This is a genomic window from Pontibacter sp. 13R65, from assembly GCF_047525655.1.
Taxonomy (GTDB): domain Bacteria; phylum Bacteroidota; class Bacteroidia; order Cytophagales; family Hymenobacteraceae; genus Pontibacter.
In genome coordinates, this window is the sequence record NZ_JBLIQL010000035.1 from 18,079 (window position 1) to 34,312 (window position 16,234).

The 16,234-nt window shown below is 38.9% G+C and carries 12 protein-coding genes; all 12 read right to left on the minus strand.

The window, feature by feature from the left end; genetic code table 11:
• Positions 1–411 precede the first annotated feature (411 nt).
• Complete coding sequence (locus ACMA1I_RS22160; RefSeq protein WP_337070678.1) at positions 412–1,326, minus strand: glycosyltransferase family 2 protein; 915 nt, start codon at positions 1,324–1,326, stop codon at positions 412–414.
• Positions 1,327–1,521: 195 nt separating this feature from the next.
• Positions 1,522–2,988: a lipopolysaccharide biosynthesis protein gene (locus tag ACMA1I_RS22165; protein WP_337070679.1), complete on the minus strand. Its 1,467-nt coding sequence runs from the start codon at positions 2,986–2,988 to the stop codon at positions 1,522–1,524.
• A gap of 107 nt (positions 2,989–3,095) precedes the next feature.
• Positions 3,096–4,214, minus strand: a complete 1,119-nt coding sequence (gene wecB, locus ACMA1I_RS22170; protein ID WP_337070680.1) for a non-hydrolyzing UDP-N-acetylglucosamine 2-epimerase — start codon at positions 4,212–4,214, stop codon at positions 3,096–3,098.
• Positions 4,215–4,488: 274 nt separating this feature from the next.
• Positions 4,489–5,232 carry a WecB/TagA/CpsF family glycosyltransferase gene (locus tag ACMA1I_RS22175; protein ID WP_414703967.1) on the minus strand — a complete coding sequence of 248 codons (744 nt, stop codon included), beginning with the start codon at positions 5,230–5,232 and terminating at the stop codon, positions 4,489–4,491.
• A 131-nt stretch (positions 5,233–5,363) separates the two neighbouring features.
• The gene (locus ACMA1I_RS22180) at positions 5,364–6,236 is read right to left on the minus strand and encodes a glycosyltransferase family A protein (RefSeq protein WP_337070682.1); all 873 of its coding nucleotides are present in this window, start codon (positions 6,234–6,236) and stop codon (positions 5,364–5,366) included.
• Between the two features lie 479 nt (positions 6,237–6,715).
• The gene (locus ACMA1I_RS22185) at positions 6,716–8,029 is read right to left on the minus strand and encodes a hypothetical protein (protein ID WP_337070683.1); all 1,314 of its coding nucleotides are present in this window, start codon (positions 8,027–8,029) and stop codon (positions 6,716–6,718) included.
• 157 nt (positions 8,030–8,186) lie between these two features.
• Positions 8,187–9,329 carry a hypothetical protein gene (locus tag ACMA1I_RS22190; protein ID WP_337070684.1) on the minus strand — a complete coding sequence of 381 codons (1,143 nt, stop codon included), beginning with the start codon at positions 9,327–9,329 and terminating at the stop codon, positions 8,187–8,189.
• On the minus strand, positions 9,304–9,828 hold the full coding sequence (locus ACMA1I_RS22195; protein ID WP_337070685.1) for a hypothetical protein: 525 nt from the start codon (positions 9,826–9,828) through the stop codon (positions 9,304–9,306). The genes ACMA1I_RS22190 and ACMA1I_RS22195 overlap by 26 nt, the downstream gene beginning before the upstream one ends.
• A 149-nt stretch (positions 9,829–9,977) precedes the next feature.
• Entirely contained in the window at positions 9,978–11,090 is a 1,113-nt protein-coding gene (locus ACMA1I_RS22200; RefSeq protein ID WP_337070686.1) for a glycosyltransferase, read from the minus strand.
• A gap of 113 nt (positions 11,091–11,203) precedes the next feature.
• Positions 11,204–11,701, minus strand: coding sequence for a UpxY family transcription antiterminator (locus ACMA1I_RS22205; protein ID WP_337070687.1), 498 nt, complete (start codon positions 11,699–11,701; stop codon positions 11,204–11,206).
• 244 nt (positions 11,702–11,945) lie between these two features.
• Positions 11,946–14,270 carry a polysaccharide biosynthesis tyrosine autokinase gene (locus ACMA1I_RS22210; protein ID WP_337070688.1) on the minus strand — a complete coding sequence of 775 codons (2,325 nt, stop codon included), beginning with the start codon at positions 14,268–14,270 and terminating at the stop codon, positions 11,946–11,948.
• Positions 14,271–14,282: 12 nt separating this feature from the next.
• A complete protein-coding gene (locus tag ACMA1I_RS22215; protein ID WP_337070689.1) occupies positions 14,283–15,071 on the minus strand; it encodes a polysaccharide biosynthesis/export family protein in 789 nt (262 codons plus the stop codon).
• Positions 15,072–16,234: the final 1,163 nt, after the last annotated feature.

The window sequence follows — 16,234 nt, forward strand, 5'->3', positions numbered from 1 at the left end:
CAGTGTAATTATTGTCTTTTAATCAATTAACTAAAGCGATGTGTATTGCACCTTACTGTAGCGTAAGTCAGGAGGTAGAATTGCTTGTTGTGTATTTTTCTTGATTCGATAAAATCCAGATGCATGATGCCTAAGAGCAATTAGGTTTTTGTCTTAAACAATATCTAATTGGATTGGAACAGGCACAGGATTGGTTTATCTTGTGTTATGATTCCTTGTTTTATTATGTGCCTGCCGATGATGTGCTGTTTAATAACCCCTGATACAAGTTCAGGCAAGAACTGAGCAATTATTCTAATAGAAATGGCCTTCGGGAGGCAATTTTGCCTTAAAAGGCGCAAGGCTTACTTAGGCTGTGGGTACATGCCTAAAAGAATCCTATAAAATCTGAGTTTTGTGTTCTTAAATAGCCTACTGCACAGCTCTGTGCCGTAGCAGCCGCTTTACATGTAGTTTCAGAATTAAGTAGTAGAATGAAAGGTTGGTGTTCATTTTGAACATCAGGTCGTAGTCTATGCCTTTGCCTTCGTTTACTCTTTCTCTGAGAATGGTGTAAATACGTCGGTTCTGGAAATAGCGAATAGCCTTGATTAGCTGCTTATCGTTTGTGTTTTTCAGAACCTGCATAACAAAGTCGGAAAACGAAAAAGCAATATTTTTTTCTGTTGAGTTTGTTACCATGTTCACCGAATCCAGGTAATAATAAGTCATAGGCTTGGTGATTCTTAGGTTTTTGTGGCTATGGTACAGGCACCTGATCCAGGTATCCATGTCGCCCCCTCTTTTAAAGCCATGCTCGGGAAAACCGCCTGCTTTGTCAATTAATTCTTTTTTTAAGGAGATGCCACCTGTCCACATGGGTTGAGGAACATTAAAAAAATCTGTTAATGTAAACTGTTTTATGGGTTTGTCTTTGTATTTCTGTGAATAGGCATCCAGCGTTTTTACATTGTCTTTCACGTTCAGCCATCCCCAGCATAGTATCTCTACACCTGCATCGTTTCGGATAACTTCAGCTAAGGTCTCCAGCACGTTTAGCTCCCATTCGTCGTCTGCATCCAGAAAACATATCCACGGGTGGGAGGCGTGTTTTATTCCCAGATTACGGGCGGCATATCCTCCCGGCCCCGGCTCGGCCCGCTTCAATATCTTTATTCTGGGGTCGTCGAATTCCAGTATCTTCTCAGATGAACCATCTGTGGAGGCATCGTCTATCAGTATCAGTTCAAAATCTGGGTTGGTCTGATTCAACACGGATACTATAGACCGGTCTAGGTGTGGAAACTTGTTGTAAACAGGTATGATAACCGAAAATTTAACATTCATAATCATAATATTTGGTGTTATATCAGGAACTGGTAAATGTTAGCTTTTTCTCGCTTTAAGCTATTCCAATGGTAGCTTCAGAAGAACTAGAATACAATGCGTTACAACGATTAGATGTAGGTTGTAAAACAGGCACTAACCCAATATAGCTAAGGGGCAAGCAGTTTAAGGTTAGTTGCCACAATGGAGTTGGGTTTAGACTACAGACTTTTCTGCTTTCTTTTTGGCCATATTTTTCAATCCTTTTAACTGCTTTATGAGTTCGGCCCTCATCATGAGCCAGATGGTGAGACCATAACTGATGGCCAACGCAATTGTGCACACGACAAAATGAATACCTGAAGTATAAAGCAGAAAAGTGACGATAAACGCAATCAGGCTGGCCAGCAGCGGAGGGCTAATCGCCACAAAAAGATCGGATAAGGTAATATTCACAAACTTTTTCAGGTAATACTGAGCAATTACCACTTCCAGCACCTTGTTGAGAACATAGGCCCAGGCAGCGCCAACAATTCCAAACCAGTAGATGCCAACAGCGATAGATGGTAAATACAGCAAAGACTTAACAAACTGCATCCGCATTTCTACTCTAGCTTTTCCTAAGCCTCTTAGGAGTATGGCGTGGCTGTTTACCAGCAGGTGTATCATTACAGAAAAAGCCAGAATCTTTAAAGGCAGAATGGAACCGATCCATTTAGCGCCAAAAAACGAAAGAATAAAGGGCTCTCCCAGCACAATCAAGAAGGTCATGATCGGGTACAGGCAAATGCTGATGTACTTTACAACTCTAAAGTAAATCAGCTTGAGTGTAATCAGGTCATCCTGGTTCTGGCCATATACCGGGTACATTACTTTATTAATCATCTTGGTAAGCTGGCTCCTGAAAGTGTCTGTCAGAACGAATGCGAGCGTGTAAACACCCAATGCGGAGGCACTCAGCAGCTTGCCTATGAGCAGGTAATCGAGGTTTTGCATCAGCACGGTAAAGAAGTTGGTGCCGGTGGTATAAATGCCAAAGCCAAACACATCTTTAAACGCCAGCTTGCTCCACTGAAACTTCGGTAACCATTTGGTTGCATTAAAGAAAAGTGGCATGGCTATTACCACTGACGCAACTGTATTAAATACCAAGGCCCAGACACCTGCTCCCATAAATGCCAACCCCACCGCCAGTATGCCCGAAACAATAGAAGCAGAATTTTCTATTACCGTGAGCTTTTTAAAGCTCATCTGTTTGGTGAGCTGTGCCTTGTGCACCAGGTTAACAGGGCTGCACAAAACTCCCAAGCTAATTATAGGAATGATGCTCTCAAGCAATGGCTCCTTATAGAAGATAGCTGCCAGCGGGGCTACCGCCAATACAATAAGTAAATAAACGCCTATTGCCCAGATAACACCTGTCCAGAAGGCGGTGTGGTAATGCTCTTCTCGCAGGTTTTCCTCTTTCCGCTGCACCAGCGCCGCTCCAATGCCCAGGTCGTTGAACACCTGCACAAAGCTGGTGAATACAGTTGCCATGCCTACTAACCCAAACTGCTCAGGAAACAGCAGCTTTGCCAACACCAGCTTTATAATAAAAGCGAAGACCCTGCTGATAAGCAGCTGTAAGGAACTCCAGAATATGCCACTAACTATTTTGCCCTTTAACTGCCGAAGGTCCATATGCTTTGTGCTTTATAGCTAAAAGATCTTTTAAATGCAGGTACTAAGGCCTCTACTTTTGAACAAAGAAGAAGCCTTAGTACCTGTATTCAGCGTAGAACCAGTTTTCAAGAAGGTATCAGGGCTAACTCTTCTTCATAGATTTCCAGCAAACTGGCTATGATTCTTTCTGCTGCCTTACCGTCCCACAGCGGAGGAATGTCTCCTTTCTTCCATTGGCCGTTCATGATGTCCATTAGGTTGGATTTTATTTTTTTCGGGTCGGTTCCTACCAACACGTTGGTACCAATTGTAATGGTTTCAGGTCTTTCGGTATTGTTCCGGAGGGTAAGGCAAGGTACTCCCATAATGGTTGTTTCTTCGGTAATTCCTCCGGAATCCGTAATCACCCCCTTCGAATGCTTTACCAAATAGTTAAATTCAAGGTAGGAGAGCGGCTCCGCAAAATGTAAGCGCGGATCATTTATGTTCATCGTTTCTAGTAGTTTAGCAGTTCTGGGGTGAACCGGAAAAACAATAGGGTAGTTGCCTGTACCCTCTAAAATAGCGCGTATGATTTCTATAAACTGACTCTCCTGATCTACATTGGAAGGCCGGTGCAGGGTTAAAATGAAATAGGAGTTTGGCTTCAGGCTTTCCCCGTTTACTTTGATTTCCGGGTTTCTGAGTTTGTCATAATTGGAGAGCAAGGTGTCGATCATGGTATTGCCCACAAAGTGGATCCTACTTAATGGCACTCCGCTTTTAATCAGGTTTTCGTTGGCATGGCTGGAGGTAGTGTAGAAATGGTCGGTGATGCTGTCAGTAACCATTCTGTTTATTTCTTCGGGCATGGTTAAGTCTCCCGACCTGATGCCGGCTTCTACATGCACCACTTCTATGTTTAGTTTTTTGGCTGTAATAGCGCAAGCCATGGTAGAGGTTACATCTCCTACTACCAGCACCACGTGTGGGCGGTTGTTCATCAGTTCTTTCTCGAACCTCACCATAATGGCGGCTGTTTGCTCTGCCTGTGTTCCTCCTCCTGCTTCTAAGTTTACATCTGGCTCCGGAATGCCGAGTTCTTCGAAGAAACTGCCAGACATTTTTTTGTCGTAGTGCTGGCCTGTGTGCACCAGCCTGAAAGAGATTTGCCTATCAGCCTGATTGGCCTTGTTGATTGCTTTGATGATGGGAGCAACTTTCATGAAGTTTGGGCGAGCTCCGGCTACAATGGTGATTTCCATAAGAGTCGTAGATTAAATTCTTATAAATGGGAGTTAAAGCATTAGCATATGGGCAAAAGGTACTCGCGACCTTCTGGAAGGCCCATTTCATTAGAATTATTGGATGCTAATTGTTTGAGGAGTAAATAGTTGAACTGCTGCTTTGTAAATGCTGCAGCTTGTTGTTCTTAACTAATCAGGGCCTAACTGCTACTATCTGACAAGTACCTCCGGAAGGCCGTTTTCATTAGAATAATTTGATCGGGAACAAAACAGTTAACGGCTGCTGATACGATCAGGCCTTAACTTGCAAAACTCTGCTCTTGAATATCTCTTTCAGCAGTGCGAACAGAAAGTACGAATTACAGATGGCGTATCTTTTTGCTAATCTTTTAGGGTCCTGAATCGTTCTGATGAACCATCGCAGGCCCAGTTTTTTCGAAAGATGATCTAATTTTACGTCCCCAACAAAGTACTCAAAGCTTCCGCCCACACCCATAATTACTCTTGTTTGAAGCAGGTTGCTGTACTTCACAATAAATTCTTCTTTTCTGGGTGAGCCAAACGCTACAAAAAGAAAGTCGGGTTGGAATGCAGCAATTTTCTCAATGACTTGAGCTTCCTGATCGATGGGGTAATACCCATGCTGGAAGCGGACCTTATCTTTAAGCCGGGGATAGTCTCGGTTAATCTTATCGTTCACCTTGTCCAGCAGTTCTGCAGGAGACCCAAGAAAAAATATTTTGTAGCCTGACTTGTCCGATTCTTTTATAAGCTCAACCATCAGTTCTGCACCAGAAATAGAAGAGATTTTGTTGCCATTGACGAGGTACTCCGCAAACACGATAGACTGCCCATCAGGAATGGTGTAGGTGCCTGCCTGAAACAATTCTCTTAGTTTCCGGCTTTGGGCACCCTGATGCAGTTTAAGGGTGTTTAAAGAGATGATGGTAGATGTCTGACCGGCAGCGATCTTTTGTTTTAACTCTTCGATTAAAATGGTTCTGTTTTTCAAATAGACGTCGTATCCAAAAAGCATGATGTCTGGAGCTTAAAGTAAAGCGAGTTCGTACTAAAGCAAGTAAGGGGCAGGCAGAGGGTGCAGCTAGCTTGCTGCCATGATCTGTTATCTGCAGTGGAAGGGTGTAAATACGATGTAAATGCATTTCTTCAGGAGGTGTACCTGAACCCTCTAAAGAACCGTTGTTTTAAAAAGTTTCTGATAATTTCTCCTTCTTCCTGGCTGACCAGTGGTTTAGTAGAAAGCTTGAGCTTTAAGCCATAAAAGAGAAAAATAAATGCTTCCTGAAATTTCTTTGCTTTAGCGAGTTTGCCAGCTTTTAGCAGAAACATATAAAATGGGTAGTTTCTGTTCTGGTAACTGGCGGCCTCTCTCCTGATGCCGTTTTTTGCGCCGCCTTCCGCATTTCGGGTCTGTGTTGGGTATAGGTGCCAGATAAGTTGTTCAAAAAACTTTTCGGTTATATACCCGTGGTGCCTGGCCAGAATATCGTCTATGCCATCCCAACCTTTAAAAGGCTTTAAGCCTCCCATGGCTTCCAAGCATTGTTTTCTGTAAAACTTGTTAGGCCCCTGTGTATGCCATTTATGCTTAGACTCTATTACTTTCTGACCATTTTTGAGAATGTAGGTGGCGCCACTCGCTATTCCCAGGCTTGGGAAACTTGAGAATTTGTTTAAGATAAACTCCAGGTAATCGGTTCGGTCTATTACCAGGTCGGCATCTAGTTTCAGAACCACATCCCATTCTACACCCAGTGCTTTTGCTTTTGCCAGTCCAAAGTTGAAGACATCGATCACGTTCTTTCCTGTGGCCCTTTGTCCTTCATCTTCTTTTAAATAGTAGTGAATGTACTCCACCTTCTGGCTGTAGTTAATGGCAATTTCAGGTGAAGCATCTGTTGAATTATCGTCTACTAGTATCCATGCCGCTGGATGGCAGGTTTGTTTACAAATCGACTCAATCGTTCGAGCTATAGATCCTTCCTCATTCTTGAATGGAGTAATTATTAATAGCTTCATATACTATTTATTTTTATTGGTTAGCAGAGGTCAAAACAACAGTAACCTAAAGTGACATATGTCATTTTAATCTTAATAGGAATAGTGATTTATGTCAATAGATTTCTTTAAAGTAACGCGGTTCTTTACATTAAAGAGCGAGTTATTGTATCGTTTATCCGTCTTAGACTTATCTCGATAAGAATCAACTTACTCAAATAGCACACCTGGTAGGGGCAGGAGTTTCGAATTAATTATGCGAAGACGATTCTATGGAATAAAAGCTATTTCTATAGGGAACATTGACTTTTTAAAACCCGAGCCTGTATTCTTTTGATAACAAGGAGTCAGATATAAAATGAGAATGATCTAATATTTATTAGAATAAAAAATTTTGGTTAATGCAAAACCTATTTGCAGCAGAAAGGCTGTTGGTATTATGCCGCTTAAAGTTCTATACCGGTTCTGTATGCTCCGATAAGGTGTGTTGCCTTCTATAATTAAGTTTGCAGATGATAATAAGTGGCAACTCTTTCTTTTTGAGTAATTTGAATTTTATGGTATAAACCTATTATGTAGCCAGCCATCATTCCGAATGGATACATAAATTGTACGCGGAAAAGCACGTCTACCCAGCCGAGACCGAAAATAAAGAACAAAATAGTTCCCAAAAAGACTTTGGTAATAACTAAGTTATCTTTGTCTCTAATAAATTCCCCACTAGCTAGTAGTTTTTTTGAAATTGAAATTAGCTTCCCTAGTATTATTGTGAAAATTGTGAGGCCCATTAATCCAGTTTCCGTAATAAGAATATCTAGGCTATGTCTTACTGTAAAAAAATCGTAGAACTGACCATCTTGACCTAATGGGCTCTTGTTGGAATTCCCAATTCCTATCCCAAACAGTAAAGCATCATTCTGAAAGAGCAGGTTAAAACTGTGTACTACGGAATCTATTCTTGATAATCGACCTTTACCTGATTCACCACTTGTATAATCTATTAAATATGAGACGCTTAATTCCTTGGCATAACCAAGTAAAGAGTAAACATAGGTAAAACCAATAATCAGAAAGGTGGCTAAAACTCCTAGTACAAGTAATCTCGAAAAGCTAAACTTGAATATTAGTGCTAAATAGAGTAATGCAATAATTATTAATATCAACATCCCCTTTGCTTCTGCTAATAGAGGAGGAACAAGTAGAGCAATAGATAAAAATAAGAATATGAGCTTTTTGTCCTCAACAAATTTTATCAAAAAATAGAGTAAACCTATACCTAGTACAAGTGACAAGAGGTTAGAAGCGTTACCTCCCATTGTGCCAGAAATCATGTCAAAAACTGGCTGTCGGATATTGTCTAAATAAACACTGGAGGTGTTAAAAAACTGATAGATTGTTACTGGAATTTGTATGAGGATTAAGATTATTAACCATTTGAACTCTCTGGTAATAGAATATCCTTTAATAGCTAACAGATAGCTTAAAATAAAAAGAGGAAAAAAGGAGAAGTAATATCGAATGCCAGAAATCCATATAAGAATACTTGCATTCATGGCTTTTAATACAACAAATTCAAAAATGCAAAACACTGTAACAGCGAAGACTGTTTTCATTATAAAATTGTTCTTATAATGGAACAACAGAATACGTAGAATAACTAATGCTTGCAGTATCTCAATAACTATAATGGTAAATTTAGGCATTAAACCTAAATTCATACTTGCCTTATCCATAAAGCTGCTGCCATCAACAACCCAATTTAAAACTAGAGCGAGCAGCAAAATGACTATAATATAATTGTTGTAATACTTCATTATTCTGTACTTATAATCATAAAATGCTGTTATAGGTACCCTTTTCATTCGGTACCATGGAAGACAGTTTAGTTTATTGCTTAGCTAAAGAGAACATAGAAAAGAAGCATGAGATCTTAGCTAGAATATAATAATTATCTGGAAAAACATGTGGAATCTATAAGGGTGCCTTCATAGCGGATTCCTGCTTATGCTTTTGAATGTCCTCGGAAGGAGATTGTAGTTTAAGATTCTTTATTATAAGAATGATGGCTACTCCCCAAATAGTTAAATCAAACCAGTACTTCGCTGTCCATACCCCGTTAAATAGGAAAGAGCTAAATAGAACGTCTTGCTCAAAAACATTAAGAATCCTAAGTAATCCAATTGTTACAATAGATCCGGTAAGGATATATTTATAATGTGGTATTGCTAATAAGCGCTGTAGTTTATTATAAAGCCATGTGTAGTCCATAAATACTATATAAACCATACTGTTCAACACAAACATTATATTGAGCATTAGCGTGTTCGATAAGTGGAAGGAACAGGCGATTAACAGCCATAACCTCCATCCTTTTCGGGAGTGTAGGAGAAACAATAAAGGCGATAACTCAAATACCACAGCCGCATAATCAAAAAATTCTACTAGTACTGCAGGGAAATATTTGACGTATGGTGCGAGTAAATACTGTCTGCCAATTCCGTAAAACCCATTGCGGTACCAAGAAAGGAATCCATTTGTTTCAATATCAAAGTCTAACCAGTTAAAAGCTTTTAAGATGCCGGCAGTGAACATTGCAAAGCATAATAAAACACTTAGCAATGCCAGACTTTTAGATGTGGAGTCAAGATTTGATTTTTTATCTGGCAGTATGGCTAAATGCCTTCCCCATCCAGAAAAGGCCATGCAGAGTAGCAAAGCAGATAATAACACAGATGAGTGATCTATCTTTCCAAACGAAAACTTAAAGCTCAGCCCAATAATCCAAGTTATCAGGAATACTAAAGTAGATACTCTTGCTTTTATGCCAATGGTAAGGCACACTAGACTGAAAATAATTAAACAGTCAATCGCAATGAAAAAAACACTACTGGGGAATCCATTAAAAAAATTTGCTATGCTTAATACCGGAGGGTTAAATAATGCCTGCGGGGCTTCAGCAATCCAGCTATAGCTTGGAATAAAAGTTGCTAATAGGAAAGAACCTAAGACAATACGGAAGGCACTTAGAGACCGAACATCTAAGTTGGTTGAATTGACTACTCTAGCCCAGAAAAGCCAATTAACCTCATTAGTCCAAGTATATAATTTTCTCATCTGTATTTTCCTCGCTCAACTTATTTCCATCTGGAATCGAAATAACTTCGTCTATTCGTACAATCTTAAATTTATCTTCAAAGAACCCTTGCTCCTGAAGTTTTCTCTTTAACCATATCTTTACCTCTTTTCTATCATGTTCATTTGCATCCCTGCTCTTTACAATATTTAGCTTCACAAGTATAGGTGTCAAAGATCCAAATGCTGGAGGGGGCTGATTTTCTTTCAGGCCAAATTCCCTATCCAAAATATACTTCTGAAAATGAGGAGGGATAGGATCAAGAAAGCGCTTAATGTCTACTCTGTCCCAGCTACCATCTTTTTTCATAGCAAATGGTGTTGTATAGCTAACCTCAAACTTTTCACTGCCTACTTGTACTTTACGAGCTCCAGAAGGCATCATCATCGAAGGGAAAAGCTCATGGCCGTACTTTACCCTAATTAGGCATGGTATGAGCAATATGGCGAGAAGCACTATTGTAAATCTTAAAGAAAACATATCGTAATAAATTTTACTACTTAGGTAGGGCTTATTTATGTTAAAGGATAAACTTTAAGAAATCTCCACTTGATAATTTAAGCTTTCATTGATTAATTCAAGATTGAACTAGAATTACACAGAAGTAGATGAAACTTATTTAGAATAATTTATACTGTGGAAGGTGCTAACTTTGAAAATAGCTCATGGTAATTATGCATAATGGTGTCTACATGGAAATCTTTGGCTCTCCTGATTTGATTTTCTTTTTCCAGCGGGTTTTCCAATGCATACAGTATTTTATTGGCAAGGTCTTCTTCATCTCCAACAGAGGCCAGGTACCCGTATTCACCTTCGTTCACTATTTCTGCCGGGCCGAAATCACATTTTGTGGTTACAACAGTAATACCCGTAGCCAAAGCTTCGACTACCACCATGCCAAAGCCCTCAAAATCTGAGGAAAGAACAAAAAGGTCAGATTTGGCAACCCAGGCAACAGGATTGATCTGAAAGCCAACTAAGTCTATACTCTCCTGTAATCCTAATTTGTTTATTTCGCCTTGAAGCATTTCTCTTAATGGGCCTTCACCTACTATAATCAATTTTATTTTTTTAGATTTCAGTACCCTGGCAACGGCATGAATCAATAGCTTCTGGTTTTTTGCATTGGCTAAGCGGGCCACATTTATAAGTACCGGTACTTCCTTGTTTAAAATCCAGGGATGCTCTACTTCCTCATGCATGCGCTGTGTGAGCTGGTTGGTGTAAGCCGGGTTATAGATTGTTTTTATCTTTCTGGAAGGGATTTGGGCAATAGAAGATAAATTATCGGAAAGCCCTTTGGAGACTGCTACAATGCAGTCGGCATACCTGTAAAACAATGGTATGCCAAAAAAGGTAAGCCTGGAAATTGTTATTTTGTTGTTCTGTCTGAATAAAGATATGGTGTTGTTGTTCTCCGAAATAACAATCTTCGTTTTGATGTTCACGAGGAGCTTGCATATAACCGCAAAAATATTCAGCGGGGGAGAGGCTGTAAAAAGGATGTCGAATTCTTCTTTTACCAATATGCGTTTAAAAGAGTCAAATAGCTTAATCTTTTTAGTGCTTCTAAAGGGGATAATCTTAACATTTTTATCAACTGTGTCTAAGTATTCTCCTTCGTTTTTCATCAGAATGATGCTTACGTCATGCCCATTTCTGGAAAAATATTCGGCGCAGTTAATGAGCATACGTTGAATGCCACCCTGATCTAGTCTTCTATAAAAGAATGCTATCTTCATCTTATTTCTAGTAAAGTATGATTATTGACTTCTTAATCGCTTGGAAGAAACTTCGCAGTTAAGATTTACATTGCCTGGTATTTACAAGCACTTACCCGCGTTCTGTAGTTAATTTATTTGGTTACTATTTCGACTCTGGACCTTTCTACTTCCACATACATAACATAACCTAGAGAAGGAAGAGACACCAGGATTAAATTGTTTTTCACGCCTACAATATTTCCTTCCTGGTCCTGAAGTGATCCGTCGGTGATTTTTACATAATCGTCTACGGCAACCTTTTTCTTTTCCAACTGGACATTGGTGTGTTCAGAAAGAAACTGTTTTATAGTAGAAATTTCTTCATCTTTAATTATAGCAGGTTTTCCTAACCAGGTAACCAGATTAATGACACCATCAATTTTTTTTACTTCATGTAGCTGCTTATCCGAAGTTCGGACGAAGACATAAGATGTAAAAAGAGGTATATAAACCAGCTTTTTTCTGTCGCTCCATTGTCGGACTACTCTATTTAAGGGACAATAATTCTGGATGTTTTGAAGACTTAAAATTTCAGCTACTTTTTTCTCACGCCGTGGTTTTGTATAAACAGCATACCATCTCTCGTGCATACCTATTGTGCTTTAAGTTGTGTTGCTTCAGTTTTAGATATGGCTTCGCCTACCTCACTCACATACCGCAAGTTGGAAATAAGTTTTTAGGGTGGTAAAGGCAACCTTAGAAGCCGGAACAAAGCTTAGGCAATTGCTAAACCCTGTTTTATTAATAATAAAGGAGGAGACAGGTAAACTTTGTTGGCTATTGTAAAAATAGCTAACAGTGGGGGATCTGTTTAATTAAACCTGGTAAAGGACTTTATGCTTCAACTTTTGTTTTATAGGTGTTGCTACCATATTTATTCTCGTAGCCGTACCCGTATCCATAGCCATATTTTTTGTTGATAAAACCTCTGGGTTTTACCCCATTGAATACAATAGCTGCTTGGTTTAGAGAGTGTAATATATTGTTTTGGGCCATGCGCTGCACAATGCTCTTAGGAGTAAAGCCATGCCTGATTACCAGCAAGGATATATCGCAGTACTCCGAGAGCAAATATGCATCAGATACCAAACAAACTGGTGGAGTGTCTATTATTAAATAATCAAATTCATTTTCTAGGTAGTCAAATAATCCCTCAAGCCTACCATTAAGCAAGTCCTCTGTATGGTCGCCTATATTAACTCCGGCAGATACAACTTTAAGATTGGTAAAGGCAGAGTCATTTATTATGTTCTGTACCTCTTTCTCTCCTGCTAGGAACTCAATGATGCCGTTCTTTTTATAAACTTCGAAGAGAACGGAAGTGTTGGGACTTCTTAAATCAAAATCTAGAAGCACGACTTTTTTGCCGGATGCAGCCAGACTTAGAGCCAAGTTTGCACTTACATAGCTCTTTCCTTCGCCAGGTATGCTGGAAGTAACCAAAATTTTCTTCTTGGTGAAGTTTCTACCATACAGCCCCATAGTTGTCCTGAGTTGCCTGAACTGCTCTACCACTGAAGGTTCTGTAGCAGCCTTAAAGAATTCACCCTTTTTAAATTTTACGTTTGTAAACTCCGCAACAATAGGGGCATTGGTGTGTTCCATAATTTCTGATCTGAAAAGCACCTTACTGTTCAAGAACTCTTTGCCCATTACAAAGCTAATGCTCAGGAGGCTGGCTATCATTATAGCAGTTAAGTAGATATACAAAGGGCGGGGGCTTACTGGCCAAGACGAAGATTGGGCCATGTCGACAATTCTGCTGCCTCCGGCAGTAGGAGCATAGGCAAGCACAGTCTCTTCTCTCTTCTGAAGCAAAAAGCTATAAGTGTTATTCTTGATAATTTGTTGCCGACTTATATCGAGGAGCTCTCTTTCTTTTTGTGGTATAGACTGAATTGCAGAGTCAAACACCTTGTTTGTTGAGTTTAAGTTGGCGAGGCTTGTTCTTAGGTTAACGCGCTGTGTGCGTATGTTTTCTAGTATGCCTGGTCGCACTTTTCCAATTTCCTCTGCTAGAGCAATAAGAATTGGGTTTTTCTCAGCGGTTGTATTTTTAAGCTTTTCATACTGAATCTCCAGATCCTGGAGCTTCTGTAACAACTGTGACAGAATAGGGTCGTTGATTCCTTGAGTAGAAGGGATGTTTCCAGACGTGCTGTTTCTTGAAAGTACAAACCTTTCTATCTTATCCAGAACCGATAAGTGATTGTTGATTTCAGCAATTTTCCGGTCGTTTTCACTCCGGCTATTTAAAATCATTTTTCCTTGTTCGCTTAGGTCAACAGCTCCTTTATTTGATTTGTATTGTACTACTTCATTTTCCAGGTCCTTTAATTCCTGTTCTACATCCTTTATTCTGCTTTCTACAAAATTGAGTGTATTAGATGCTAATTGGTTTCTGTCCTCAATCGCCATTTCGTTGTAAGCATAAATCAGGTAGTTCAGAATGTCTTCGGCTCTTTCAGGTACCTCGTCTTTATATCTTAAGTCCACTACAGTCGAAAGCTTTCCAGATGGGGTAATGTCTATGCCGCCACTCAGTTGGTCTGTTATTTCCCTTGGGTTAATCAACCTGAAGTAAAGCGGATTTTCTGCTTGAGCTATAAGCTGTTTGTTTGCTGAAAACTCTATGACACCATAAGGAGATTCTACCCATTGATGAAGCGGGTATGCCTTTCCGTCAATCAGTACTTTATTGTTTTTGTTATCAAAGGAAAAGTAAATAGGCGGAGTGCCTTGCAGCAGTTCCGGGTTTTTTAGCCGGATTTTTATAGGAGATGAGGTATAGGCGCTGATTGGTCTAAATTTGCCTTCTTCAAAAATGGGGGCATACAAACCAAGATCGTGCACCACCTCTTTTATGAGGGTGCGGGAATGTATAACATTAATTTCGTTCTCTACAATTTTGCTGGTAATAAAAGCATCAATTGACTCAATCATTTTTGAATCATTAACACCTTTCTTCTCATCCTTAATTAAGAGAGAGGCAGATGCTTCATATATCGGAGTCGCATAATAATTAAGATATGCCCACCCGCCTAGTACAGCCAGTGTTATAAGGATAGTGAACAATGGCCAGTAAGGCGAAAATTTGTATGCCAATTCTGAAAAAAAGTTATTTTCAGGTGTTGGGTTATCAGAAGTATTCTTAACCATCTCTTTAATATTCTATCTACTTAATCGATCAATACTCACTACTACCAGAGTTAAGCTGCTAAGCACAATAGGAAGCCACTGCCTGGCTGCGCTAGCATTTGCAATCTTGGTTTTGTTAGGTTCGACATATATAATGTCGTTTGACTTTAAGTAGTAATAAGGAGATGTAAACAACTCATCAGTTGTTAGATCTATTCTGGTAAGGGTTTTTTTCCCTCCCTCTTCTCTTATTAGCAACAGATTATTTCTACTGGCATAGATAGTTAAATCACCGGCAAGGCCAAGGGCTTCTAATAGTGTAAGCTTTTCGTTTGGTACGGTGAGGACAGATGGGCGGGCCACTTCTCCTAAGACAGAGACTTTATAGTTAAGGTACCGGACGTCGATTATCGGATCTAATAATAGCTTCTGCTCAGTTATAGACGCCTTAATTACATTTTGAAATTCTTTTTTAGTAAGGCCAGCTGCTTTGATGTTGCCCAGAAATGGAAACTGAATATAGCCATCTGTATCTACCAAATAGCCTGCTACCTGAGATATAGAGCTTGTTGCAGAAGCGTTGCGGAAAGTGGAAGAGCTTGATACATTGAAAATTTCGGAGGCTGCCGGATTTAAACTACTAACCGAAATATTTAATAGGTCATTTGGCTGAATAATAGGTTCCAGTTGTTCTATTTTCTTTGAGAACTCCGTGTTCTTAATATTATTAAAGTAAACAGCGCTTTTTAAATTAGTACAAGATGTAAATAGTAGTAAGCCTAGCAACGTTGATGCTAGCGCAAATGGGTAACGAGTTTTCATAAGCAAATCAACTATATTAAACTAATTAAAAATAAACTTAACAATAAAAATTTGTATTAAAAAACAAAAATCATAAAAAAAATATTAAAATATTTAAGATGGGTTATATTGTCAGGAACTTGAGTATCAGCTATTAATAGTTACCCTACTATATAATGGTTCTAATAGCCGTCATTTTCGATTCTAAGACCAACATATTGGGCTAAATTGATTCTATGTTACACTTTCTTGTGATCAGGCTACTGGTAAGGTTGCTGTGCTACAACCAAGTAATTCATTTCTTATTTAAATGTCTTCGTCAGAAGCATGGCACCGATATTGCAGTTTTCTGCAGTAAGTTATGGCTATATAAATATTTGCTGCTTTACAAGAAAACAGACTTTGTAATACTCCTAGGATTAGAATCGTAATCAAGTCAGCTTCTGTAGTAAATGTGCTAAGCTTCAAATAATCATTATCTCCTTTTAAATAGTAAGAATTCAGAAGAATGTTTACAGCTAAGTAATTAGAAAAACCTGTTTGTTATTAGTTTTTGTTATCACTGCTGGTTAAAATAACAAGGTATAAGCTCTATTTAAAAAATAAATTAAAACAATCTAATAGAGCAACGTGAGATGGTTAAGCTGTATGTATATATGATTTCTATATGTATATAGCTTATAAGGTTAAAAGAAGAAAAAGTTGCAAATTATCCACTGTATTTAGTTAACTAATTGTTATTAAAAACAATGGTGCGTTGATGTTGCCAGAGAGACTTTCTATTGATCTGCTTCTGTTATTACGTTAGGTTGCAAAGCTCCTGTTATAGTGATTGGTAGCAACAAAATAGATCTGATCCAAGTAGCGTTTCACTTGAGGATTAATATTATTATACGTTTAAGGAATCACAAATTTATTGTTCTAAGTTTTTATTGTGGTTAGCTGTAGCTCCTTAAGCTAAATTAGGAGTTTAGGTTTTTAGTTTGAGCACGACACGTAGATGAAGGGCAACTGAGCCAATAAATAAATATTTAATGCTATGTGATGATAAGTCCTATATTGGAGTTGCTACCTTTGACTGGAGACCTATTTAGGGCAGATTTGATTTAATAACTTAAATTTGACTATGATGGAACGACGTGTATTTGATACCTCCTTTAAACGGATGGCTATTGACCTCTCCT